We start from the raw sequence: 25,167 nt of genomic DNA on the forward strand, positions 1-25,167 counted from the left end.
CTGTTTTCAGCTGATGGGGATTTTATATCAACATCGTCTTCTAAAGGGAAATAGCTCCCTTTCTCAAAATATCTTCATTTATTAAAACGTAACACATCAATAATAGGACATGAATATGCACATAGCTGCAACGGATTCCCCATGCCTAAAATCGGGGATGATTTCTGTTTTTATCACGAATTTAGGAAAATATAACGAAGGTGAACTGGTTGGTGAGTGGCTTGAGCTTCCGGCAACCTCAAAAGAGCTCGAACACTGTTTAGCCCGTATAGGTATTGATGGTATTCAGTATGAAGAGTATTTCTTGACGGACTATGAATCCTCAATTGATGGCCTTTCTTCTTACATTTCAGAATATAGCCTTTTAGATGATTTGAATGAGTTAGCCACGCAATTAGCCATGTTATCGCCAGATGAAATTGACCTTTATCAGGCGGCAATTGAAATCGGTTCTTCAGCGAGTTCAATTCATGATTTAATCCATTTAGCGGATAATTTAGATTCTTTCCAGCAATTAGCGGGGGTCAATAATGAATATGACTTAGGTTATTACTGGATAGAAGAAAGTGGTTGTTATGATTTAGCACAACTGGGTCATTTATCCCATTACTTTGACTATGAACGCTATGGACGTGATGTTTGCCTTGAACAAGGGGGGATTTTTCACAGTGGAGGATATGTTTATCATACGGGTGGGTAGATAGGATAACAGAATGAGAGTGGAGCCGCTTTTTTACACTGCCAGTAACAATGCAGTGGTATACGGATTATATTGATGAGTTAGAGCTCAATTTAAACTGAATAATATCATTTAGCCACCTTTGCGAATATTCGTAAAGGTGGTCATTACCGAACTTTAACGACAATACAATCTAAATAAACAATAGGATAGAGTGATTCTAAAGGTCTGTTTTGCCACTCAATGACTTGTTCAATAACCGCATCAGTCACCTTACTAATTAAAGATGCGGAAACATCTGCGTCATACATCTCTTTGAAAAAAGCGACAATCTCTCGGTTAGTCATACCTTTTGCGTATAAAGAAAGTATTTGCTCGTCCATATGAGTCATGCGTGTTTGGTGCTTTTTGATAAGCTGTGGCTCAAAAGAAGATTGACGATCTCTAGGAACTTCAATTAATAGGGTACCATTCTCCGTTTTTAGTGTCTTTTGACTAAAGCCATTCCGAGAATTGTCAGCCACAGTTGGCTGATTTTTGTCATATCAAAAATGTTCAGAAAGCTCAGCATTCAATGCGGTTTCGATGGTGAACTTTTTAAGCAGAGATGAAAACTCGCTGAGATCCTTCTCATTTTTAATATTTTTAGCCAACTCTGACGCGAGAGCTTTGATCATATTTTTGTCCATTTAAGTACCTTATTTAGTTTAGAACCTATCCCAAAAGGAATTGTCAGATAATACATAATGATAATTTCTGAGGGCGAAGCGTGACGGGCAACAAGTGGCAAATCAGTGATGAACTCTGGGAGAAAATGGCTCCTCTCATCCCGGAGCATAGAACTCAACACCCGCTGGGCACGCACCGCAAGCGGGTTGATAATCGCGCTGCAATGAACGCCATTTTCTTCGTACTCAGGACGGGTTGCCAGTGGAATGCGCTAAATGCCACCGGTATATGCTCGTCAAGCTCTGCTCATCGCCGATTTCAGGAATGGCGGGATGCTGGAGTATTTGAACGCTTCTGGCAAAACGGGTTGCTTGCTTGCGAACAGTTGGACGCTATTGACTGGTCGTGGCTGTCGATGGATGGTTGTATGACCAAATCACCGCTGGCAGGCTCAAAAAAACAGGCAGGAACCCAACAGACCGGGGAAAACGGGGCGTAAAGCGCAGTCTGATGACTGACGGGAACGGGCTTCCTCTTGCGCTGGTTGTCGCTGGAGCAAATACGCACGACATAAAGCTGGTTGCGGATACGCTCGATGCCCTCCAGACGGGCAGACCGGGCAAGGGGCTCCGGTTGTGATGGACAAAGGGTATGAAGCGGAATGGTTGGGAGCGTATCTGAAAAGTCGTCGCTATGAACCTCATATCCAGTCACGGAAGGATGAATCAGAAGCCATCAAAAACACGGATTTTAAGGCCCATCGCTGGGTTGTAGAGAGAACACACAGTTGGATGAATCGCTACCGTCGTGTCCTGACTCGTTGGGAGAAGAAGGTCGAGAATTATGAGGCGATGCTGCATTTTGTCTGTGGTATCATTGTCTGGAATAAAAACCTATTGGGTATTGGGATAGGTTCTAAGTATCGAATAATAATATTCAGTAAGGTTAACAAAATGCTAAGTCATGAAATGATCAAATCACTAGTTGAAATAAGCGGCAGTAAAGCTAATGGTCGTGATGACGGCTACTTTCATATTGCTTATGGGGTCGATGAAAAGTTCCTCTACGGTGTTGGCACATCAATTTCATCGATCCTTATTAATAATAAAGAGACGCATTTTCATTTCCATATTTTGGTTGATGACCTAACAGACAAACAGCTTTTCCAACAGCTAGTTGAGAGTAGCCAGCATAAAATAACCATTTATTTGATTGATAACCAAGAATTTAAGCGGTTACCGTTACCATCGCAAGCTTGGAGTCATGCCATTTATTTTAGATTAGTGATTATCGATTATCTTTCACAATCAATTGATAAATTACTCTATTTGGATGCAGATATTATTTGTAAAGGTAACCTTTCATATCTAAAAACATTGGAGTTTAATGAAAATATTTATCTTTATGCAGTAAAGGATAAATTTTGTAGTGAAAAGAAACAGCTACCAATGGAGATGAGTAAATACTTTAACTCTGGATTTTTGTATATGTCAATCCAGAAAATGGTTGAAGAAGATATTCCGAATCGGGTGATTGAATTAGTAAAAAGTAGTCATTTTACTCATCCAGATCAAGATGCCTTGAATATTTTACTTAATAATAAATTAGTGAATATCAGTGAGAACTTTAATTTTATGTTCTCTTTAGATTGGTATATTACCAGTAAGAGGGATATTAATAATATACCTGATGAGGTTGTTTTTATTCACTTTGTTGGCTTAACTAAGCCATTTCATGAATGGGCAAATTTCTATAGTGAATATCAATTTTTTGAGATTGCACGACAGAATTCGCCTTGGAAAAATATCCCTTTACTTAAAGCCGAAAGTTATAAGCAATTATCCCGTAAAAAATCACACCTAAGAAAGAATGGGATGTTTTTGCAATTTTTATTAGCAACAGCAGAATATATGAAAAAGAAAATATTTCATTAAGGGAATGCTGACTTAGTCAGCATTACTCTGCTTAGCTTGATAGCTTTCTGGGTCGTGTATTCAATATAGAGATCATCATAATAGATAGTGTTCACGTTCAATGAATGTCCCGATAATTTTGTCATGCATTTCAGGTGACTTCGAGTAACCTAACGTCTTACGGTTAAGGCGCTTCAAGCGGTTTCTCAGATTCAAATTCTCTCTTTCTATTCGTTGCGTATAAAACTTACTTGCTACATGTTTCTGCTTGGGCAATATCTCATAAGCACTGAACTTATCCGTGCACCAAAAAGCGACATTAAACCTAGACAGTAAAGCCAGTAACTGGCGAAGAGTCCTTTTGTTTCGACGACCAAACGTATGAGCAATAATCCGTTTTAGGCGGGGCTCCCACGCATACCAAAGCCAGCGTTGTTGCTTCTTATTAGTCACAAAAGACCACTGTTCATCGACTTCGCAAAGGAGTTCAATGTGCAGATTATCAAGAGGTAAAGAGGTTACCTGTCTAGGCGAGAGTTTTTTAAAGTACGAACAACCGCATTAATGCTGATATGAAGGGCCCTAGCAGTATCACGAATACCGGCATTATTCATCGTGAGGTCGATAATTTTATCTTTAGTTCCGGGTTGGCAAGCACGATATTTATAATCGAGTTGGAAGCTTCGGCAGCAATCTTGGCAACGATAACGTTGATGACCAGTGCTACCTAATCCATGTTTTTTCACTGGGGGCGTTTGTTGACAAAATGGGCACCTTACATCGACTTTAGCCATGAATATTCTCCGATAAATTACCCTATATTACAGGTTAATCACCGGATTGAATACATGACCGAATCCCTAATACAAATACCCATACGATAAAGAATAATGACCAACCAATGAAGAAAATGATGGAATAAGGCAACATCATTGAGACAAGTGTACCAATCCCTGCATCTTTCTTATATTTCACAACAATCGCCATAATTAAGCCAAAGTAGCTCATCATCGGTGTGATAATATTCGTGACCGAATCACCAATTCGGTATGCCGCTTGAATAGTTTCTGGCGCATAGCCCGCTAACATTAGCATAGGAACAAAAATAGGTGCCGTTACCGCCCATTGGGCTGATGCTGAGCCAATCATTAAATTAATAAATGCACAGATAAGAATAAAGCCAATAAACAGCACACCACCGTGAAGGTCGATACTATTTAAGAAGTTGGCACCTTTAACTGCGATAACTTGCCCGATGTTTGTCCAACCAAAGAAAGCAACAAATTGTGCCGCGAAGAAAATAATGACAAGGTATAAACCGAGCGTACTCATTGCTCCAGCCATTGCATCAACAATGTCTTTATCCGAGCGCATAGTTTTAGCAATATAACCATACACGATGCCTGGAACGGCAAAGAAGACAAAAATAAAGACCACAATACCTTTTAAGAATGGCGAGTTGCTAACTAATCCCGTTTCCTGATTCCGTAATATTCCGTTCTCTGGTACCACCATCAACGCCAAAATTGCCGCTAATCCCCAGAAGGTAACTGATGCCCAGAATAACGCTTTTTTCTCAAGTGGAGTAACGTTTGCAGAAGCATAAAGGCTATTTTCATCTTCATCAACGGCACCACCTGTATATGGACCCAACTGGGGTTCCACAATTTTTTCGGTGATCAAATAACCTAAAATAGTGATTAAAAACGTACTGGCAAACATAAAGTACCAGTTTGCTTCTGCACCCACGATATAAGTTGGATCAATGATTTGCGCAGCTTGCTGAGTGATACCCGAAAGTAACGGGTCAACCGTACCTAATAGTAAGTTTGCTGAATAACCACCTGAAACGCCAGCAAATGCGGCGGCAAGACCCGCTAAAGGATGACGACCTAATGAATGGAAAATAATGGCAGCCAGTGGAATAAGCACCACATAGCCCAATTCTGCCGCGGTGTTTGACATGATCCCCGCAAACACGATAGCCATTGTGGTTAATTTTCGCGGAGCTTTGGTGACAATTAAGCGCATAGCCGCGGAAAGTAAGCCGGCCCGCTCTGCAATTCCAACCCCTAATAATGCCACTAATACCGTCCCTAATGGTGCGAAACCTGTAAAGTTGGTGACGACATTCGCAATAATTTTTCGGATCCCTTCGGCATCCAATAAACTTACAATATGAATAATACCGTCTTCTGCCCGCCCTTTTGCGCCTTCTGGGCGCGGATCTGGCACGCTTACACCAAAGTACTGACCAATTGCTGAGGAAACTAATAAAATTGCAATTAAAATAATAAATAAAATGACGGGATGTGGTAGTGCATTACCTAGCCACTCAACCGTTCGCAAAAAACGGCTTCCCTCTTGCTTCTTTTGTTCCATATTTTCTCCTTATAAACAAGAAAAACGGACATTACACAATGTTTTTGTTTTTTACCATTTACAAATAGATCATTTCAAATCAACAAAATTCACACAATCTAGACATAAAATTCAACATAATTAGGGATAATTCATTTTTATTAGTCATTAATATTATTAATTTAAATAAAGGCACTAATTAAAACCAAAGTAAATCAGATAAATTAATTTCTATAAGTGTGGTCAATATAACAATTTTCATATTATCTATGACGTTTATTCGTCATTTATCACTAATTAAATATTATTTTTTAGCAGTTTTATTTCATATTAATAGTAAAAACCTTATTTATAAATACTCGATAAAACCTTACTTATAATTCGGAATAACAACCCCAACAAAGAATAATCTACCAACTTTCTTTATATTGATATGGAAGGCTATAATAGTAAAAAATCAATTCATGGAGTCACTATCATGTCAGTCATTGATCTTTGGGCAGAACGCCATATTCAAGAAGCTCTGAGTAAAGGGGAGCTTTCAAATTTAAATGGCGAGGGAAAAATGTTACAGCTTGAAGATGATAGTTTAGTTCCACCTGAACTTAGGGCTGGGTATCGAATATTAAAGAACTCGGGCTATTTACCCACTGAATTACAACAAAGGAAAGATGCACTAACGCTAAGCCATATGCTACAAGGTCTCTCTGTGGACGACCCCAATTATACGTCGATGAGTAAGCAATTAGCTTTACTCGAACTAAAACTCAAACAAGCTAATGTAAATACTGATTTTTTACATGGCAACTATGCAAATTCAATTTCTGAACAAATAGCCAATAAGTCAAATACCAAATAATGTAGGTAAGTCTTACAATAAATTAATCCATTATCCGTTTACTATTTATCTTAATCATTCTTCCTTTATTTCTCTTTGCTTGATTCGTTATTAAAAATGTCCCTTAATAGTCATATTAAGACTATTTACCTCTTTTTTATATGGTTATCCAAGTATTATCAATCCCTATTTTATACTTATTAATAAGCAAGAGATGGAAAATGGAACAGAAACAATATTCTAATAAATGGCAAGAACGTTTCGACTTTTTTGATAAGCATGGTGCTCCTGATACGCCTGAATTCAAAGCAGCGTTGAAAGCCGCCTCTTTCGGTAAGCGTATTCTCATTAATATGAACATTTTTGCCTTCTTCTTCGGTATTATTTACTTCTTGATTTTAGGGCTGTGGAAGAAAGGGTTGGTGATGCTTGGTATCACTCTTGGGGTTGGTCTAGTTTTGAATATTATTGATTTTATGATTGGTGGAACGATCCCTAATGCCGTCTTTACAGGGGTATCTGTCGGTATGTCAGCGCTGTGGGCCATGGTTGCCAATTATGCTTACTATATTAAAGAAACCAAAGGATTGGACAACTGGAACCCATTTGAAGGGATCCGCATGGTCTAAGCTGTAAAAAGATAAAAATTGGCTGCGGGCGAGGTGGCTAATTTTTATCTGGCAACAAAGCTCCCCAAAATAACCTACCGTAAGTGACTTCCCTGCAAACGATATTCATTCGGTGTTTTGCTATAAAATTGGCGAAATGCATGACTAAATGCCGAATGTGAGTCATAGCCCACCGCTAATGCAATTTGTTCTATTGATTTATTGGATAATAATAAGCGCCCTGCCGCTTCCATGCGTTTTTGTAATAGAAACTGCATCGCCGTTAACTGTGTTTCAGCCTTTATTTTTCGTTGAAGCGTACTCACTGACATACAAAAAGCCGTTGCCATATCTTCACAACTAATAGGATGGTGTAGACGCAGTTCCACCCATTGAGAAAGCTCATCAATCCATTTATTTTCAGGTTTTAACTGTGCCAACAATAGACGAGCAACCGTAAAATTATGTTCCAGAGCTTGTGGGAAGTTTTGCAACCAATTCAAAAGACCAATTGCGGCAGGTGTCAGAGTAAATTGCGTCATTTTTTCATTTAATGCCCATTGTGCTGTGGCTGGCATTTCTAATACGTAGTTTTGATTTCCTAGCTGCCCGCTAAATGCATGACTCACACTAGGCGGGATCACGACCCCCTTTCCTGCATTTAACAGAAAATGTTGCCGGTACATATTAATTTCCATCTGCCCAGATAACGACAAAACGACTTGCCACTGCCCATCATGTTGATGAGAAATGACGTCGTTCGAATATTGGCGAAAATGAAGCTCAGGTAATCGCAAAGGGTTTCACTCCCACGGTCAATGAATAGCAAGAGTATAGGACTATAGGTGGTAATATTGCTATAGAGGAAGTAACTGGCCTATCTATCAAATTCATCAAAATAAAAATGTTTCAGCGGTTCCATTTGCTGGTGAAGAACTCGTATAACAAAGATATCTTTGGTTCTCTGCCGATAAAAAATGACATGCTTAGAATGATTATAACGCCTAATCCCCTCTGAAATTTCCGCACACTTCAGTCCTATCAAAGGATTGGAGCTCAACATTTCTAACGCACAATGTAAACTTTTAGTATACTCATCCGCTTTACTGACACCAAAATTCACCAAAGTATATTCAAATATTCCTTCAAAATCTTTAGCGGCTAAGTTAGAAAGTTTATACATTATGTGCGGTCTTCATTTTTTTGGCTATATCATGGAGTGTGAATGATGATTCACCGCTTTTTTCACCTTCTTCAATTAGCATCTTCAATGCAGCCGTTTGTTTTTCTTGAATTTCAAGTAAACGCAGTGCGGAGCGAACAACTTCACTTGTTGAACCATACCTTCCAGATGAAATCAGTTGATTTACAAATTCATCTAATTGCGTTCCGATTGTCACACTTGTGGTACGAGCCATAAGATCACCTTTGTGTTAATTATTAACACAATTATTTTAGTGGGTTATCACCATAAAATCAATCAATGTAGGCATTAGGCTAAAAGCGCCCCATTCGGCAAAGGTAAGTTAAATTCAGCAAGAACAATCGCCCCCTTTTCATCAGGTGCCCCCGTGATCAACACTTCCGATTTAATGCCTGCTATACGCTTGACTTCAAAGTTACACACACATAGTACCTGCTTACCAATCAAATCATCTGGCGTATAATTGACAGTGATCTGTGCGCTAGAGCGCTTAATACCCAATTCGCCTAAATCAACTTCCATAACATAAGCTGGCTTTTTGGCTTTACTGTTGACTTGTGCACTAACAATAGTCCCAACACGCATTTCAACACGGGTAAAATCATCCCATTCAATAATTTGCATAAATCCATTCCTAAATTAAATTACTTATGTGTAATAAATTAACATACAACAGGCTTTGCGGTTTATCGCCAGAACGTCATTTTATGTAGCCAAACCACCACAGGGCTCAGATGATAAGCAAAAAATAACCCTCATAAAAATGAGGGCTAAAGATAAATAACAGAAAGTATGTTGAAGTACGGCGTTTTCTTTTTTACTACATCGTTGAAAATGTATTCATAATGATCCCACCAGTGATAATGAGGCCCATCGCAAATACTGCTGGGAAATCGGGTTTTTGTTTATATAAAATCATAGAAACGAGTGTCACACCGACAATACCAAACCCACACCATAATGAATAAGCCACACCGACTGGGATATAACCCATTGCACGGGTTAGTGCGAAATAACACAAGCAATAAGCAACAATGACTAATACAGATGGACCCAATTTGCTAAAGCTATTGGTCTTTTTTATCATTGAAGTACCCGTTATTTCAGAGCCAATAGAAAGCGCTAACCATAAAAATCCAGTAAACATAATATTCCCCTTAACTTTGAATTAATGAGCTGTGTTATTTTTTGTTGATAATAATGAAGACTCAGTTTCATCTTTAGATGGTTCAGTTTCTTCCGGATCATCGGAGCCCATTTTGGAGAATAGATTCATGATCACAATGCCACTCGCGATCACGGCCATACCGATCATCGCCGCAGTGTCTGGGTGTTGCCCATAAAATAGCATGCCGAGGGTAGAAACCATTAAGATCCCTGTACCTGACCATGTTGCATAAGCCAAACCAACAGGAATATATTTTACTGCCCGAGAAAGTGAATAGTAACAAATAACATATAGCACAACGATTAATGCCAATAATAATGATTTAGTCATACCTTCACTATTATCAAACATTTTTAAGGTCGATGTTGCTGAGGTTTCAGAAACAATAACCGCCAGCATCCAAAGCCATGACTTTGCTTTAGGGGACATAGATAATACTCCTACAATAAATAGAAAGATTAATTTTTAATTTGATTAAATAACTTTATTTTTTAAGAGACTTTAAATAATCGATTGCTGAATCTGTTAATTTATTTTCATTCGCGCAATACCCCCTAGGGTTATTCATTACTTCCTTTAAAGTAATATAGCGATTTGGATGTTCATTATTTATTTCAGGTTTTAAATTTTCAGTAATATCACGAATTAAAAATTTATTTTCTATTTCATTAAATGAATCAAAATAAACACCTAACTTGATTGCTTTAGTGATATTTTCTTTAATCAACTGATTATAATTTTCATTTTTATTTAAACCTAAAACCTGACTTAATTCACTTTCAGGGCAACAATGGTATTTCAGTGCCAATATCGGCATGTTTTGTGATAATGCATGAAAGACTAACTCACTTTCCTCACTCATAAACAAACCATTGGCTATCTCACCAACGACTTTTGCATCAATAAACGGTAAAAACAGGCTGTCATAATGATTTAAACTATTTATTGATAAGGTGCTTTTATTTATAACACTTCCCAATTCAGCCCATTTTTCAACATCAAAAGACTGGTGCATTGATGCGGTGGCATAAAAGGAAAAAGAAACAGAATCTAACTGTGCCAGTCTTTGGTAAATAGCTTGCTGATACCCCTCAACAGGCGATAGCACCACCAGAACTTGTCGCTTTAACTGACGTAAAACTTGCTGCACAATTCGCTCGATCAGTTTTTCGTTCATTCTGCCACCACTCCTTAGCCCGCGATAAATACGCTATCGTTATTGCGTAAGCCCGCGGCATTTGCTTCATCGGTATCAATATGAAACTCAAGAGAAAAGCGTTCATCCACTCTCACGACAACTTCATCAAACACTAAGCTGCGTTCACCTTCAGTACGGATATTCACCTTTTGCCCATTCACCACATTTAATGCTCTTGAGTCCATCACACTCATATGAATATGACGCTGAGCACAAATAACCTGCGACTCAAGATTGACATGCCCCGCTGGGCCAATCAGTAAAGCATTGCCTGAACCTGCCATGTCACCTGACTCTCTTACCGGCGCTTTTATACCAAGCGCAAAGCAGTCGGCCTTAGACACTTCTAATTGCGTTTTTGTGCGAACAGGCCCTAGTACTCTGACTTTGCTAATCGACCCTTTTGGTCCCACCACCATGACGCATTCTTTCGCCGCAAATTGCCCGGGCTGTTTTAAATCTTTAAATGGCGTCAGCTGATATCCTTGGCCAAACAAGGCTTCAACGTCCTGTTGTGAAAGATGAACATGGCGGTTAGATATTCCGACAGGGATAGCAATGTTGGAAACGCTGCCTTGTGCTGGTGTATAGGCTGAAAGCCGCTCCAATATTTTCCCCATTAATTGCTCATTCATCATGATTTTTTCCCTTTACGCGGGTCATTCTTGATGTCTTTCACATTGATGTCGGTTTTAACTTCAACCACAGGCGCTTCTGTTTTAGCCTCAACAACCGCTTTTTCCACTAACTTTTCTGCTTTTACTTCTGGCTGAAGACTTTTCTCTAACTCACCTTTTTTACTTTTCACTGTTAGCAATTTACTGATTACGCTTTCTTCAGGCCGCGCAATCACTAATGAGCCGACGAGTAGCTGACTATTGGCGATCACTTCAATACCATGGTCAACTGCGGTGCGAACAGCACTGATTTCGCCTTGGAAACAAACGGATACCAGTCCAGAGCCGATTTTTCGATAACCTACAATTTCTACACTGGCGGCTTTACACGCCGCATCAGCAGCCTGTATTGCGGATGTCAGTCCCCGAGTTTCAATTACGCCTAAACTTTTCATCTGTCTCTCCTACTTAGTGACGAACCAGTCGAATATCGAAATCAAATTGTTTGAAGAATGCTTCAAGTTGGTCTAATTCTTCTGCACTATAGGTTGGGTCTTGCTTAACAGGATAAATCATATCCAGTTTGTCGTACTTACCGCGGCCCAACTGGTGATAAGGCAGAATATCGATGCGTTTTACATTGCCGCGTTTGGATAATTCCATCGCATAGTTAATCGCCCCTGTAATGGCATCAAACGAGTCGTTATAGCCACGAACTAATGGCATTCTGACAACCACGTTCGCGCCGAGATCAATCAATCTTTCGAGGTTGCGGCGAACATTTTCATTGCCAATACCGAATAGATTTTTATGCTGCGCAGTATCAATATGTTTAATGTCATAGAGGAATAGGTCGACAACTTCAGCTAACTTTTCATAGTTTTCTAACGATGTTGTACCTTGGGTTTCTATTGCGGTGTTGATCATCATTTTTTTACACTCACGCAGTAGAGCGACTGCAAAATCGGTTTGTAGGCTCATTTCGCCTCCACCGATTGTCACACCACCACCGGAAGAAATATAAAAATCATAATCTTGCATGATGATATCCATCATTTCGGCCACAGTGACATCTTTACCCATGATGTCTAATGCACCGCCAATGCATACTTCTTCACATTTACGGCAACCGATACAATCAATGCTGCGATTCACGCGGTGAATTTGCTCACCTTGCTCATTAATAGTTTTGTAGTGGATCCCTGTCGGGCAGACATCAACGCATTTCCCACAATTGACGCATTTATCGTGGGAAAACATCACTTGAAACTGGCTACTTAACCCTTCTGGGTTAGCGCACCATGGGCAACGAATATTGCACCCTTTTAAGAAAATCAGTGTTCGGATACCGTCGCCATCATAAATCGAGTATTTTTGGATATTAAATATCCGACCTTTAATCTCTGCCGCGCTCATCATTGCACCTCTAACACTATGTTTATAAATCAGAATTTATTATTGTTGTTATAAAATGGCAGGTATAAATTCATACCTGCCTACATGGGTTTAGAACTTCTCAATTACAGTACGGCTAATAATTTCATCTTGAACTTCTTTACAGAGTTCAACGAAGTAGGCGCTGTACCCCGCGACACGAACGATTAAATCACGGTATTTTTCAGGCTCTTGCTGGGCTTTTTTCAGCATTTCGTTATCGACATAGCTGAACTGCATTTGACCGTTTCCTAAGATAGACGCGGTTCTTAGCAAGGTGATTAAGCCGTGGCGGCCTTCTGGTGTGTCCAATAAGCCTTTTAAGAACTTAAAGTTATGCACCATGCCAATGTTCATCGTTTCAACATTCATTTTGCTGATTGATTTAATGATGGCAGTTGGGCCTTGTTTATCCGCACCTTGTGTTGGGCTGATACCATCGGATAACGGCATCCACGCCAAGCGACCGTTGGCACTTGCTGCGGTTAACTCACCAATCGGCGTGTTGTTGGAGATGGATAAAGTTCCGTGACTCAGTGTTGAATACAACATGTCGTACTTACGACACTCACGCTCTGTCCACTCCGTAATATCGAGTGCGTATTGGTCAACATAGTCATCATCGTTACCAAATTTAGGCGCATTTAAGCAGTCACGGCGTAATTCGTCATAGCCTTCAAAGTTAGCTAATAATCCATCACGAATTTGCTCAAGGGTGTAGCGGCCATCTTCATAAACCAATTTGCGAATCGCGACAATGGAGTCAACATAGGTTGCAAGACCAGAGAAAATCAGCCCTGGGCCGTGGTTGATCATCGCCCCACCCGCTGCAACGTCTTTCCCTTTTTCCATACAGCCTTCCACTAGCAAAGACATTAAGGGTTTTGGTGCCACATCACGGTGAACTCGCTGGCTGATAACGGTACCGATAGCGGATAAGCGAATAATATGAGCAATCTGCGCTTTCACTGCATTATCAAAGTCTTCGAATGTTTTCAGATCACGTAAATCACCGGTATCTAAGCCTTGGTAGCTATCGAATAGCACCATGCGACCACGGTTTAATACAAACTCAATCGCGATTGGCCATTGGGTGTAACCAGTTGATGTCCATTGATAAATACGGCCTGATTTCTGTGGCTCAACACAGCCCATCAAACAGTAATCACGCGCATCTTCAAAATCGAAGCCTTTACGCAACATCATTTTGATGTGGGAATCGTCGAAGTGACAGGCAGGGAAGCCCATTCCGGCTTTCACGACATCAACGATTTTTTCCATGTATTTCTGTGGTGATTGGTTATGAATACGACAAGCCAACGATGGCTGATACACTTTAACGAAACGAACCGCATCCATGATTAAGTAAGTTAAGTCGTTACAAGCATCGCCACCAGAACGTTTTTGTCCACCCACCGTTAAGTTGATAAATGGCTGATAACCTGCAAAATATTTCGCACCCAGCTCACTCGACATCCACATTAACTCAGCACACTTGATAATAAATGCCTGCATCATTTCTAATGCTTGTTCTTGGGTTAAACGGCCTGTTTTGATGTCGTTTTCATACATTGGGAAGCAGTACTGGTCGAGACGTCCCAAAGAAAGACCTGTTTGGTTTTCTTCGATTTCAAACAATGACTCAACAGTCCAAATGCTTTGTAATGCTTCTTGCAACGTTGTCGGTGGGTTCGCTGGCACGTTTTCGTTGACTTGTGCGATAGTCAGCAATTCTTCGCGACGTTTTTGGTCTGACTCCAGCACGGCTAATTCACGAGCATGCGCAGCAATACGGTGTGAATACGCCACTACCCCTTCACAGGTTTCAATTGACGCTTTATAGAAATAAATACGGTCAATATCTTCTGGGTTTTCCATACTTAACTCAGCCAGTTTCGCCTGAGCATCTGCTTTAATGCCATTCATTCCTTTGGTGAATAACAGCACGTCATAACCCGGACAAGTATCTCCACCACCGTTGATTTGGTGATAAGACAAGTCACTGACAAACGTTTCACCGCTGAATTCCCATACCCCCGCTTCGCGGTATTGAGCCTCACAAATTTCATCCAATGAGCGCCCTTCCCAGAATGGCGCGATTTCCTCGCGGATCACTTTTTTGTCTTCTTCTGAGATAACAAATGGATCTTGTGGGCGCGTACTCATGGTATCGAGTTCTTCGACCACCCAGCGCCATGCGATATCTGGGGAGAAAGCACCCGCACGGGCTTTACCACATGGATGGCCTACAATCAGTTCTTCCGGCTGAATTAAGATTGGCGCAGTTTCACAAGCGCGGCGGAATGCTTTCGCACGCAATAGAATTGGCGGTAAACCAGGGTTATTTTTGACAACTTCAGTGAAGGCGAGTGCACGATAGATAGACACACTTGGGCGTGCTTCTAAGTAGCGGTTACGCAAGCGTTGTAAGCGAGGCGTTAACCCTTCCATCACTTTGAATTCAGTTTCCGCTTGTGCCGTTGGAGCAACATAGCTGGCATTTGGCGCGGCGTATTGCGGCTGAATGCTGTTTTTTCCGCAATATAAACGAACTTTTAAGCCGTTATTGATGGCACTGATGTTTTCATGAGCAGATAACATCATAGCTGATAATTCGTTAATGCATACACGAGGGTCATTCAGATAAATGCCGTCTTTTAATGCATCGAACATTGGGTAGCCATCGACTTGCTTGGTTGAGCGAACTTCAGAGAGCTCAGCCAGTTTCAACCATAAACTTTCTACAATCTCATAAGCTTGTGCTTGGGTTAAGCGGCCTTGTTCAATATCGCGTTGGTAGAATGGGTAAACTGCTTTATCGAACCCCATTGGGTTAACTGCATAACTGCCATTTTCTAAATGTAGGATAAGTTGCAGTAAATAGAACGCTTGGCAAGCTTCTTTGAAGGTTTGTGCTGGTTTTGCTGGCACATTACGTAAAATTGCTGCGCTTTCTTGTAACTCTGCGCGACGGTATTGATTAGACTCTGCTGCTGCCATGCTCTCTGCTTTAGAAGCTAAAGCTTGCGCAAAATGGATAGCGGCATCACATGCGTAAATTGCCGAGCGGCAGTTATTCGCCTCATCAATACTATTACGGCTAACTGCACTGCCGATATTTCTAACTTTATTTTCTAATTGCGCTTTGATAGCTAAAAAACCGATGTTTAATACCGCTAAGTAATCGGGTGCATCAATGGCGCTATCGCCAGCTAAAAACGTATAAATGCTGTGGCTGTTGATTTCATTTTCAGTATGGAAAATCGCCCCACGAGGCGTTGATGATTGGCTACCAATAATCAACTCATCTTGGGCAATAAATGCAGGAAAATGACGGATAAATTCATAAAAACGTTGTGCAGGTTTAATCGCCTGCGGTGCGCCAGACAGTTGGTTGCCAAGCGCTTCTAAAATATTGGCACGTTCAGTAATAATTGAGCTATTGCGGGCACTTAAGCGTTCAGCCAGCATTTTTACGCGTGGGGTCAAAGCATATTTATTCATGTTAGCCTATCCTGATGTTCTTTCTAGTTTGTTGTTCATCACATAAAAGCGTTAACTGTTAAAAAGACTGTCTATACAGCACTTCCAGTTGCACCTTGCTCACATCCCGTGGATTGGTCGGAGTGCAACTATCGCGCAGTGCTTGCCCAACCATTTCCCCTAAACGGGCGTTAAAATCGAATTCATTAATACCGGTTGCTTGAATGCCTTTTGGCATATTCATTTCATCTTTCAATACGTTGATTGCCATAATTAAGCTCTCAACGCCTTCACGTATTGTTGAAGCAGGTAAATTCAAGTTTCTTGCAAGACTCGCGTAACGTTTCGCGGCTTCGCTATCACAGCGGCCTTCAAAATCCGCATTGAAAGCCACGACTTGAGCCATCAATAAGGCATTGGCACGACCATGTGGAATATGAAATACGCCGCCTAATGCATGGGCTAAGCTGTGAGTTATCCCAAGTGATGCGTTAGTAAAGGCCATACCGGCAATACATGAAGCGTTGTGCATTTTTTCGCGTGCCACTAAGTTGCTACCGTCGCGATAACAATCAATTAAGTGACCAAAAACCAATTGCACTGCTTTTTCTGCTAAGGCATCCGAAAAATCAGATGCGGTGCGAGAAACATAAGCTTCCAGTGCATGACACAGCACGTCCATACCTGTATCTGCAGTAATCGAAGCTGGTACGGATTTCACCAGTACAGGGTCTAAAATGGCGACATCTGGCAGCATGAATTCGTCAACTAAAACCAACTTTTCAGACTGTGACTTGATGACTGAAAATGAAGTCACCTCTGAACCCGTCCCACTGGTGGTTGGGATCGCGATAAACTGCGGTTTGACTCGATTGACGTTTTTTCTGGTGTGCCAGAGGGAGTAAATAACAGCTTTCGCAGCATCAATCACCGACCCACCACCGAGTGCAATCACCACATCTGGATATTGCATATCCATGATTTTCATGCCGTTAACAATGGCTGAAATGTCTGGGTCCGGCACAACATCGTCGTAAATCGAAAATGTGATGCCACTTTGGGTTAGCCTGCGAGTGACTTCATCAGCTAAGCCAAACTTCACCATCGCTTTGTCAGTGACGATAAAGGCATGGTGAGCACTCATTTGTGAGATAAAATCCAATGCGTTAGCACCGAATTGGACTTTAGGTTTAATCAAAAACTGGTTCATGCTGTTTTTACTCCTTGGTATAAACCTTCTCAACAATGGCAACCACTGACATGGCTTTGTAATTGTCTTTATTCAAAGCGAAGTAAGCTTCAGCTAACACAATGTCGTTAATACCTGCGCCAACACTGTCGACTGCCACATACGTTTTGTTTTTCAACGGTTCAAGGTCATCCCCTAGCTTGGTAACCATTAATAAGTTACTGCCGCTAAGTTCTTGGCATTTCTGCGTTGCAACAACATGTCCGACTACCTTTGCGAGGATCATGGTTTATACCGCCTTATTCCAATGAGTTACTTATTTAGGCGTCCGAGAACGGCCTTGATGATTTGCTCAACATTTTCTTCAGTGATGTCACCTTGAGAAACTACCGCCTCAGCAGTCGCAGCCGTTGTTACAGTGCTGCCAAATCGGTTATCGCCAGTTGGGTTAGCCGCGGCTGGTGATGCTGCCGTAACAGGGTTACGGAAACGGTTGTCATCAAAAATACTCACTTGCGGTTGATTTACCGAAGTTGATGCTGTTGGCTGTGCAGGTGCACAAGGCTGAGCTGGCTGTCTTAAATCATCAATGGAACGTACGCCATAACCCACTTTACGGATATTGAGTAAGTTCATCGGGCCGACGTTATCTGAACTAGAACCGCCACCAACTGCCCCACAACCGAGCGTTAAAGCAGGTGTGATATTGGTCGTTGCACCAATTCCGCCCAGTGCCGCTGGTGTATTGATCAAAATACGATTGACGGGTTTTTCCAGAGAGAATTGACGAATAACATCTTCGTTCTGCGTATGGATCACCAAGGTATGACCGAGGCCTTCGTTGGTCAGTAAGTCAACCACACGATGGCAAGCTGACTGCCAATCTTCCTCGATATACATCCCTAAAATTGGGCATAATTTTTCGCGGGAGTATGGGTTTTTCGGTGATACGGTGTCTTGTAAAGCAATCAGCACACGTGTGTTAGCCGGAACAGTGAATCCTGCACGTTGACTCAGTGTGATAGCATCTTTACCAACGACTTCAGGGTTGATAGTACCGTTCGCTCTAAGCAACATGGATGCCATGCGTTTCGCTTCGTCTTCATTCATGAAGTAAGCGCCTTGAGCGAGCAGTTCACGATGAACTTCGTTGTAAATGCAGCGTTCTACAATGATCGATTGTTCTGAAGCGCAAATGACACCGTTATCAAAAGTTTTACTGGTGATGATGTCACTCACCGCTTGCTTGATATTGGCACTACGTTCAATAAATGCAGGGCCATTACCTGGACCACCGCTGATGGTTGGTGTACCGGATGCGTAAGCAGCGCGTACCATGCCTTCACCTCCCGTTGCCAAAATTAAAGAAACGTCTTTGCTGTGCATCAGCTCTTTCGTTGCTTCAAGAGTTAGCATCGTGACGCCATCGACAATTCCTACTGGCGCCCCCGCTTCTAATGCGGCTTTTTTGACAATTTCTAATGTGCGGAAACTGCAAGCTTTGGCATTTGGATGAGGGGAAAAGACAATGGCATTACCCGCCTTCAAGGCAATCAACGTTTTGTAGATGATGGTAGATGTTGGATTAGTAGAAGGAACTAACGCCGTGATCACACCAAGAGGAACCCCCACATCCATGACTTTGTTGACTTTGTCATCATTAATGATGCCAACGGTTTTGAGATCTTTAATGTGTTCATAAACACGCATTGAAGCAAAAGTGTTTTTCAGGACTTTATCTTGCCACTTACCGAACCCAGTCTCTTCATTGGCCATTTTTGCCAGCTCTTCTGCATGAAGTGCGGACTCAATTGCAATGTGTTTAACGATATTATCGATTTTTTCCTGCGAAAATGTCGCAAACTCTTTCTGCGCTTGTTTCGCGTTTCTAACTAGCTCTCTTGCCAGTTGTCTGGATTGCAGATCTTTGTCTAATGCAACCATGTCTTCCCCCGTATCGGAGCCAAAATTAATTCATTAACTTGTCGTGTGATTGGCTTTATCAGCCAATTACTTAGGCTTTGTGTTGCTGTGCAATTTTGCCAATATCGTTGTGTGGTCTCGCAATCACGCGTGAAGTCACCACGGTTCCGATACGTTTTGCAGCCTCAACACCTGACTCAACCGCTGCGTTAACGGCACCGACATCGCCTTTAACCATCGCTGTTACCAGACCTGAGCCAACATTTTCATAACCGATTAACTCAACATTTGCGGCTTTACACATGGCATCAGCAGCTTCAATACAAGCCACTAAACCTTTGGTTTCAATTAGACCAAGTGCTTCTTTCATAAGTAATTTCCTGTTTTATTCCGTGACTTTATACTGGGCGACGATTTTCTGAATATCACTATGAGGACGAGCGATAACCAGTGATGTCACGACGGTGCCAATACGAGAGGCGGATTCAACACCTGAATCCACGGCAGCTTTCACCGCACCTACATCGCCTTTGACCATGGCGGTAACTAAACCTGACCCAACATTTTCATAACCAATCAGCACAACATTTGCGGCTTTACACATCGAATCTGCAGCTTCAATACAAGCCACTAACCCTTGAGTTTCAATAAGACCTAATGCGTCACCCATGTTTTTTTCCTCCGGAAAAAGTTATGCCTTATGCTTAATAACGATTTTATTGATATCGTTGTGTGGACGAGCAATGACTAGTGAAGTCACAACTTCACCAACACGCTGTGCTGATTCAACACCTGAATCGACGGCTGCCTTGACTGCTCCGACATCGCCTTTAACCATTGCAGTAACTAGGCCTGAACCGACATTTTCGTAACCAATTAGCTCTACATTCGCCGCTTTGCACATCGCATCAGCCGCTTCGATACAAGCCACCAGACCTTTTGTTTCAATAAGACCTAATGCATCACCCATTGTTGTTTCCTCCGAGAAGCCTTCTTTATTTTTTCTTTACCTTCGATATTCCAAGCTAATGTGTCCGAGTACATGTCCCTTGAAATATCTGGGTAATCATTTACGCCAATGGTGTCTGCGCGGTGATCTGAACGCATGAACGCAGCCTTTGGCTTCAAACTCACTATAGAACCGAAAAATAAAAACAAAATATAAATCCACAAAACGATAATATTTAGTTTTTTAATCTAAAAATTAGAGTGGTTAATTAAGCTATTTACATATTCATACTGAAAAAATTAAAAATTCACGTATCTGTGTTGCAGATAAAAATGGGCTAAATAAAGATTTAGCGTTAGCTAGGTAGATTGTTAATAAAATATTATTGAGCTGATAAAGGGGGGTAATTTGTGAAATGATAACTGTGGGTCTGCTCACTTGGTTATAAGCTTTGCCTACATCAGATATCCGCGAGTTAGGTTCTAACCAAGAGATAGTCTACCTGTCATGATGTCAATTTATAGCTAAATTGAGGATATTGCAGCTTGTGAATACCACATCAGGGAATACGACAAAATAGGAAATAAAGGGAAGTGGGATCGTCAGTTAACGATGAAGTGAACGGCTTCACCGCTAAGCTTATTTATTTAATGAGAACTGAATTAATCAAATTTGCTGCCAGGCTTTAACGTGCAGATATAAAGTGGAGAGTTAATTGAACTGAGTAATAAAGCTTTGTCATTGAGCTTTTGGGCATTAAGAAATAGCCCGTCATGGCTATCTGACATTTCTCGCATAAAGTAATCAAATATCACATCTGGTGATTCATCAATAGAAGAAGCACTCGCTTCCCATTGACTGATATTATAATGACGCTCTGTGGGAGAAACTCGTTTTGTTGTATAACTAAATTTCACATAGCGCTGTAAGTACAACCAGCCCGCTTTAGAATCGGTATATCCTTCAACAACGATGGCTCCTTTGCCATTGGCACCAAAATTGAAATGAATATTGCCATTAACGTTTTCATCCTGCATATTTTCAAAACGCATAATGCCTTTTGTCGAGCACATTAATAAACCATCTTGTTTATTGGAAAGTAAGACCGATTGAGTGTAAATCACAACAATAATAAATAGCAAAAAGCTCAGTAAGCATAATACTTTTCCTGATATCTTCATGATGGTTTCCAAGAATAGTAAAAGTAATTATCGCAATAGCTAAATGGGTTATCTTCATTTACTGCACAATGCGCAAGAAATACTCGAGCCAATCCATTAGTCTGCAATTTATCTCCATAGAAAAAAACAAACCGTTCTTTCTCGGCACAGGCTAAATTTAAGTTATTTCTAACCTTATCAAAATTTTGTACATAGTTTAGTGCGACAGAGTTATTGATCATTTTTTCATTCGATAGCACATCACAATTAGTGTGCTCAAGTACTGTCATCTTAATCGGTACTGACGGCTGGTTTGATAAATAAGCCATGACCGCGAGTAAAACGGAACACAATAAAAAGACACCGCTAGCGAGATACCAACAGATTTCTTTTTTTTCTGGCGTCAATGTTGATTCTATTTTTTTGAGGTCTACAGGCTCAGAGATAGGTTTGGGAATTGGAGATAAAACAACCTTAGCCTCTTCTATTTCACTTAAGCTAGGGATTAACTCAGAGGAAGGAATTTTAATATCATCAATTAATTCAAGTGAAACATCTGAATTAAACTCTAATCGCCCCCTCGCCACCGTCACAATAATATTTTCAATACCATATGGACGAAATGCTTTTCTTAATATACTTAGATATTGGTTTAAATTACTGTTCGATGAAACTAATCCATTATCATCCCATACCGCTTTTAACACCTCATCTCGGGAAACAACACCTCTGTGTTGAATAAAATAAAACAACAACGCATTAGCCGTTATCGACAGTTGTGCATCCACCTCATCTTCTTTTAAAGATAAAGTGCCATCAACTGCATCATATAGAATGAAAGCATTGATTTTATATTTCACTGTCGCCTCATGTGCTTATTTTATGAATAAAATTGCACTATCATTACCACTATTATTTTTACTTACGTGCTATTTTTACTTATGGAATTTGTTCAAATGATATTGTCGTTAGCCGACTAACAATCGCATCACGTTCTTGCTGTGATAACGTTTCTCCCTCAGTCAATGACGAAAGCCACAACCCATCAGCCGCATAACGCACTAACGCGCCTAAATAACTGTTATCGAACTCATCCCCCTTTTCCAAATGGTTGGTTACCCAATCTCGCCAGCACTGACGTAACACTGGCTCAGTTGGCATAGCCAAAGACAATAACGCGAGCTGAAAACTTTCATCAGATTCTTTTAACTCACCAATATAGTGCAAATAAGCACGAGAAAAACGCCCATAGGGATTTGGGTCATTATCCATAATGGTATGTATTCTCTCATCCATAATCCCCAGCAATTGCACAAACAGTGCATGAATAAGCTCTTGCTTCGTTGGGAAGTGGTGCATTAACCCGCCTTTGCTAACACCCGCTTCCCTTGCCACTGCATTAAGTGAGAGTGAAGAGATCCCTTCTCTGCCAGCAATAATACGAGCAGCTTTCAGTAACTCCACTTGAAGCTTAATAGGATCTTTTTTTCTATGCTGAGCAGATTTATTCATGCGATGAATGATACCGACCAGTCGGTATGTTTCATTTTGACTAAAATCAAGTAACCCTGATTTGTTCATGGGTAAATCTAAATAGTGGAAGAGGACTCACAATATCGAATTATGATAAGTTGTAACCCCATAATTAATTTAAAAATATCAAATATTTTTGATATTTAGTTATCTATTTTAATTTCACTTAGTTTTGCACATCCTCAGATTATGATGTTTAATAGTGAGAGTGGAACAATTCTCTATTCAATAAATAACGGTTTGCAGTATTCCTAATTAACTCCCCGTGAAAGAGGTTTTATCATGTCAAATCAATACAATATTGGTGTCATTGTGGGTAGTTTGCGCGCTGATTCATATAATTTAGTTGTCGCTAAAGCCATGACTAAATTATTCCCCACAAATTTCACGTTTAAATTTATCAATATTGGTGAACTCCCTCTCTATAACCAAGATGCAGACCAAAATGTGTCTCCTGTTGTGGCTAATTTCAAATCTCAAATTAAAGCCTGTGATGGCATTATTTTCGCCACTCCAGAATATAACCGTTCAATGCCTGGCGTATTGAAAAATGCGATTGACCAAGGCTCTCGCCCATGGGGAGATAATTCATGGGATGGCATCCCTGCTGGAGTACTAGGGGTATCTATTGGCAATATTAGTACGGCTATTGCACAACAACATTTGCGTAATAGCTTGGCATTTTTGAATATGCCGACAATGAACCAACCAGAGTGCTATTTGAAGTGGTATGAAGGAATGGTTGATGAACAAGGTAATATTTCACCCAAAAGTAAAGATTTCCTACAACCGTGGGCAGATACCTTTGTGAAGTTTGTTGGTCATAATGCCAAACGTTAGCCATTAAAAAAAGCATCACAATCGTGATGCCTGAGGTTGTTGACAAAGCGGGATAAAAGCGTGGTTTTCCCACTTTGTGTTATCAGCCGAAAATCAATAAATTGATTTTCCTAATTTATTTTCAAAACCTATTCGACTTGCCGCCAAACATAATATGTTTGTCAGCAGTCTGAGGCATCACAATCGTGATGCCTTTTTATTATCTTCAAACCCTATTTAGCTTGCGACTAAAACAATAATTAACGTCCTGCTTTTAGCTTTTGGAAATACTCTTCATAAATAATATTAGTATTCCCCACATCACTTTGCCATTCGCCTTTTTGCAGAACTTCTTCACTTGGGTAAAGTGATGGGTCATTAGCAATTTCAGCAGGTAATAATTTTTTAGCTTCTAAATTTGGTGTTGGGTAACCAATAGATTCAGCCACTTGAGCCGCAATTTCTGGACGCAATAAGAAATTAATTAACTTATGGGCCCCTTCCACATTTTTGGCGTTAGCAGGAATAGCTAAGCTATCCATCCAGAAAATCCCACCTTCTTTTGGCCACACCACTTCAATCGGTAAGCCAGCTTGCCGCGCGACGAATGCAGAACCATTCCACAACATTCCCACATCAACCTCACCTTCAATAAATGGTGTTGCTGGGTTGTCAGAGTTGAAGGCTAAAATATTTGGGCGTAATTTTTGCAACTCTTTATACGCCTCTTCAATTTGTTTCGGATCAGTCGTATTACCTGAATAACCTAATTTAGTGAGCGCAACTTGGAAAACTTCCCGTGCATCATCCATCATCAGCAAGCTATTTTTATACTCAGGTTTCCAAAAATCCGCCCACGAGGTGACAGACTGTGGGTCAACAGCTTCACCATTAATACCTATCCCTGTCGCACCCCAAATATAAGGCACTGAATAATCATTATTCGGGTCAAATTCTTTATGGATTAAGTTTGGGTCAAGGTTTTTAAAATTGGTTAATTTGCTTTGATCAATCTTTTGTAGCATTCCTTCTTTACTCATTTTGGCAATAAAATAAGTAGAAGGCACCACCAAGTCATAAGCCCCTTCTTTATAGGTCTTTAACTTGGTATACATGCTTTCGTTTGATTCATAGGTGGAGTAAATCACCTTGATGCCCGTTTCTTTGGTAAATTGCTCTAATAAACCGGGGGGAACATATTCTGTCCAGTTATAGAAATACAGTACGTCTTTGTTATCGTCAGCGGCAGTTGCCGTGCCAATACTTGCAGCCATTAACCCTGCTGCCAGTAGATAGGACCATTTTTTCATTACTGAGTTTCCCTCAACAAAGTGTTTTTATCCCTTAATGCATCAAGTAACCACTTGAATTATTTAGGGTATATATCTTATAGGCTAAATAAAGCCCACCCTCTCGCCGTAT

The 25,167-nt window shown here is 40.7% G+C and carries 29 protein-coding genes and 2 pseudogenes; 6 read left to right on the plus strand and 25 right to left on the minus strand.

The genetic code is table 11. From position 1 onward, the window contains the following. The first annotated feature begins 115 nt into the window (after positions 1–115). Positions 116–700, plus strand: a complete 585-nt coding sequence (locus M1F17_RS17145; protein ID WP_272516233.1) for an antirestriction protein ArdA — start codon at positions 116–118, stop codon at positions 698–700. A gap of 149 nt (positions 701–849) precedes the next feature. On the opposite strand, the pseudogene M1F17_RS17150 reads toward M1F17_RS17145, so the two are convergent. Continuing rightward, positions 850–1,368, minus strand: a pseudogene (locus tag M1F17_RS17150) (transposase); the annotation flags it as partial. 80 nt (positions 1,369–1,448) lie between these two features. Here M1F17_RS17150 and M1F17_RS17155 point away from each other — a divergent pair. Then, a pseudogene (locus M1F17_RS17155) lies at positions 1,449–2,250 on the plus strand (IS5 family transposase); the annotation flags it as partial. A 66-nt stretch (positions 2,251–2,316) separates the two neighbouring features. After that, a complete protein-coding gene (locus tag M1F17_RS17160; protein WP_318837437.1) occupies positions 2,317–3,282 on the plus strand; it encodes a glycosyltransferase in 966 nt (321 codons plus the stop codon). A gap of 75 nt (positions 3,283–3,357) precedes the next feature. On the opposite strand, the gene M1F17_RS17165 is transcribed toward M1F17_RS17160, so the two are convergent. Both M1F17_RS17165 and M1F17_RS17170 read right to left on the minus strand, forming a co-directional pair. Continuing rightward, a protein-coding gene (locus M1F17_RS17165; RefSeq protein ID WP_104872948.1) for an IS1 family transposase occupies positions 3,358–4,055 on the minus strand; the annotation gives its coding sequence in 2 pieces (ribosomal slippage) (positions 3,358–3,806 and positions 3,806–4,055; 699 coding nt in all). A gap of 34 nt (positions 4,056–4,089) precedes the next feature. Next, entirely contained in the window at positions 4,090–5,643 is a 1,554-nt protein-coding gene (locus M1F17_RS17170) for an AbgT family transporter (protein ID WP_318837082.1), read from the minus strand. A 457-nt stretch (positions 5,644–6,100) separates the two neighbouring features. Between M1F17_RS17170 and M1F17_RS17175 the strand changes: the two genes are divergently transcribed. Together M1F17_RS17175 and M1F17_RS17180 are read left to right on the plus strand one after the other, a co-directional pair. Further along, positions 6,101–6,481 (plus strand): DUF1992 domain-containing protein, encoded by a 381-nt coding sequence (locus M1F17_RS17175; RefSeq protein ID WP_094961550.1) that lies wholly within the window; start codon positions 6,101–6,103, stop codon positions 6,479–6,481. Between the two features lie 200 nt (positions 6,482–6,681). Next, complete coding sequence (locus M1F17_RS17180; protein WP_036958052.1) at positions 6,682–7,089, plus strand: DUF2628 domain-containing protein; 408 nt, start codon at positions 6,682–6,684, stop codon at positions 7,087–7,089. A gap of 74 nt (positions 7,090–7,163) precedes the next feature. Here the strand turns inward: M1F17_RS17180 and M1F17_RS17185 are convergent, their stop codons facing one another. The 21 genes from M1F17_RS17185 to M1F17_RS17285 form a co-directional block, all read right to left on the minus strand. After that, entirely contained in the window at positions 7,164–7,865 is a 702-nt protein-coding gene (locus M1F17_RS17185; RefSeq protein ID WP_094961551.1) for a helix-turn-helix domain-containing protein, read from the minus strand. An 80-nt stretch (positions 7,866–7,945) separates the two neighbouring features. Further along, positions 7,946–8,251 carry a type II toxin-antitoxin system RelE/ParE family toxin gene (locus M1F17_RS17190; RefSeq protein ID WP_047757257.1) on the minus strand — a complete coding sequence of 102 codons (306 nt, stop codon included), beginning with the start codon at positions 8,249–8,251 and terminating at the stop codon, positions 7,946–7,948. After that, positions 8,244–8,486 carry a type II toxin-antitoxin system ParD family antitoxin gene (locus M1F17_RS17195; protein ID WP_094961552.1) on the minus strand — a complete coding sequence of 81 codons (243 nt, stop codon included), beginning with the start codon at positions 8,484–8,486 and terminating at the stop codon, positions 8,244–8,246. The genes M1F17_RS17190 and M1F17_RS17195 overlap by 8 nt, the downstream gene beginning before the upstream one ends. 74 nt (positions 8,487–8,560) lie before the next feature. Then, positions 8,561–8,896 carry a tRNA-binding protein gene (locus M1F17_RS17200; RefSeq protein ID WP_110591171.1) on the minus strand — a complete coding sequence of 112 codons (336 nt, stop codon included), beginning with the start codon at positions 8,894–8,896 and terminating at the stop codon, positions 8,561–8,563. Positions 8,897–9,092: 196 nt separating this feature from the next. Further along, the gene (locus M1F17_RS17205) at positions 9,093–9,419 is read right to left on the minus strand and encodes a DMT family transporter (protein ID WP_004259019.1); all 327 of its coding nucleotides are present in this window, start codon (positions 9,417–9,419) and stop codon (positions 9,093–9,095) included. Positions 9,420–9,440: 21 nt separating this feature from the next. Next, a complete protein-coding gene (locus M1F17_RS17210; protein WP_004259023.1) occupies positions 9,441–9,869 on the minus strand; it encodes a DMT family transporter in 429 nt (142 codons plus the stop codon). A 55-nt stretch (positions 9,870–9,924) separates the two neighbouring features. Continuing rightward, positions 9,925–10,590 (minus strand): hypothetical protein, encoded by a 666-nt coding sequence (locus tag M1F17_RS17215; protein WP_240704998.1) that lies wholly within the window; start codon positions 10,588–10,590, stop codon positions 9,925–9,927. Positions 10,591–10,631: 41 nt separating this feature from the next. Beyond that, entirely contained in the window at positions 10,632–11,276 is a 645-nt protein-coding gene (locus M1F17_RS17220) for a phosphate propanoyltransferase (protein WP_094961555.1), read from the minus strand. Next, positions 11,273–11,710 carry a BMC domain-containing protein gene (locus M1F17_RS17225; RefSeq protein ID WP_047757251.1) on the minus strand — a complete coding sequence of 146 codons (438 nt, stop codon included), beginning with the start codon at positions 11,708–11,710 and terminating at the stop codon, positions 11,273–11,275. Before M1F17_RS17225 ends, M1F17_RS17220 begins: the two co-directional genes overlap by 4 nt. 13 nt (positions 11,711–11,723) lie before the next feature. Beyond that, on the minus strand, positions 11,724–12,674 hold the full coding sequence (gene cutD, locus M1F17_RS17230; RefSeq protein WP_004259033.1) for a choline TMA-lyase-activating enzyme: 951 nt from the start codon (positions 12,672–12,674) through the stop codon (positions 11,724–11,726). A gap of 87 nt (positions 12,675–12,761) precedes the next feature. Further along, the gene (cutC, locus tag M1F17_RS17235; RefSeq protein ID WP_094961556.1) at positions 12,762–16,193 is read right to left on the minus strand and encodes a choline trimethylamine-lyase; all 3,432 of its coding nucleotides are present in this window, start codon (positions 16,191–16,193) and stop codon (positions 12,762–12,764) included. Between the two features lie 58 nt (positions 16,194–16,251). Then, positions 16,252–17,382, minus strand: a complete 1,131-nt coding sequence (locus M1F17_RS17240) for a 1-propanol dehydrogenase PduQ (RefSeq protein ID WP_004259053.1) — start codon at positions 17,380–17,382, stop codon at positions 16,252–16,254. A 7-nt stretch (positions 17,383–17,389) separates the two neighbouring features. Continuing rightward, positions 17,390–17,647, minus strand: a complete 258-nt coding sequence (locus tag M1F17_RS17245; RefSeq protein ID WP_004259057.1) for a EutN/CcmL family microcompartment protein — start codon at positions 17,645–17,647, stop codon at positions 17,390–17,392. A gap of 26 nt (positions 17,648–17,673) precedes the next feature. Further along, positions 17,674–19,305 (minus strand): acetaldehyde dehydrogenase (acetylating), encoded by a 1,632-nt coding sequence (locus M1F17_RS17250; RefSeq protein WP_136135367.1) that lies wholly within the window; start codon positions 19,303–19,305, stop codon positions 17,674–17,676. Between the two features lie 70 nt (positions 19,306–19,375). Further along, positions 19,376–19,654 carry a BMC domain-containing protein gene (locus M1F17_RS17255; protein ID WP_004259063.1) on the minus strand — a complete coding sequence of 93 codons (279 nt, stop codon included), beginning with the start codon at positions 19,652–19,654 and terminating at the stop codon, positions 19,376–19,378. A gap of 15 nt (positions 19,655–19,669) precedes the next feature. Continuing rightward, positions 19,670–19,954 carry a BMC domain-containing protein gene (locus M1F17_RS17260; protein WP_004259066.1) on the minus strand — a complete coding sequence of 95 codons (285 nt, stop codon included), beginning with the start codon at positions 19,952–19,954 and terminating at the stop codon, positions 19,670–19,672. 21 nt (positions 19,955–19,975) lie between these two features. Further along, positions 19,976–20,254, minus strand: coding sequence for a BMC domain-containing protein (locus M1F17_RS17265; RefSeq protein WP_004249182.1), 279 nt, complete (start codon positions 20,252–20,254; stop codon positions 19,976–19,978). Then, a complete protein-coding gene (locus M1F17_RS17270; protein WP_165880770.1) occupies positions 20,239–20,391 on the minus strand; it encodes a hypothetical protein in 153 nt (50 codons plus the stop codon). The genes M1F17_RS17265 and M1F17_RS17270 overlap by 16 nt, the downstream gene beginning before the upstream one ends. 504 nt (positions 20,392–20,895) lie before the next feature. Further along, the gene (locus tag M1F17_RS17275) at positions 20,896–21,414 is read right to left on the minus strand and encodes a FidL-like protein (RefSeq protein ID WP_004259073.1); all 519 of its coding nucleotides are present in this window, start codon (positions 21,412–21,414) and stop codon (positions 20,896–20,898) included. Beyond that, positions 21,411–22,253 (minus strand): transcriptional regulator, encoded by an 843-nt coding sequence (locus M1F17_RS17280; protein ID WP_318837083.1) that lies wholly within the window; start codon positions 22,251–22,253, stop codon positions 21,411–21,413. Before M1F17_RS17280 ends, M1F17_RS17275 begins: the two co-directional genes overlap by 4 nt. Before the next feature lie 79 nt (positions 22,254–22,332). Continuing rightward, positions 22,333–22,905 (minus strand): TetR/AcrR family transcriptional regulator, encoded by a 573-nt coding sequence (locus M1F17_RS17285; protein ID WP_036958231.1) that lies wholly within the window; start codon positions 22,903–22,905, stop codon positions 22,333–22,335. A 303-nt stretch (positions 22,906–23,208) separates the two neighbouring features. On the opposite strand from M1F17_RS17285, the gene M1F17_RS17290 reads away from it, so the two are divergent. Then, entirely contained in the window at positions 23,209–23,766 is a 558-nt protein-coding gene (locus M1F17_RS17290) for an NADPH-dependent FMN reductase (protein ID WP_094961559.1), read from the plus strand. Between the two features lie 239 nt (positions 23,767–24,005). Here the strand turns inward: M1F17_RS17290 and potD are convergent, their stop codons facing one another. Further along, positions 24,006–25,055, minus strand: coding sequence for a spermidine/putrescine ABC transporter substrate-binding protein PotD (potD, locus tag M1F17_RS17295; protein ID WP_094961560.1), 1,050 nt, complete (start codon positions 25,053–25,055; stop codon positions 24,006–24,008). Positions 25,056–25,167 lie beyond the last annotated feature (112 nt).

Origin of the sequence: Providencia sp. PROV073, from assembly GCF_033688125.1 — a bacterium.
Lineage (GTDB): Bacteria > Pseudomonadota > Gammaproteobacteria > Enterobacterales > Enterobacteriaceae > Providencia > Providencia hangzhouensis.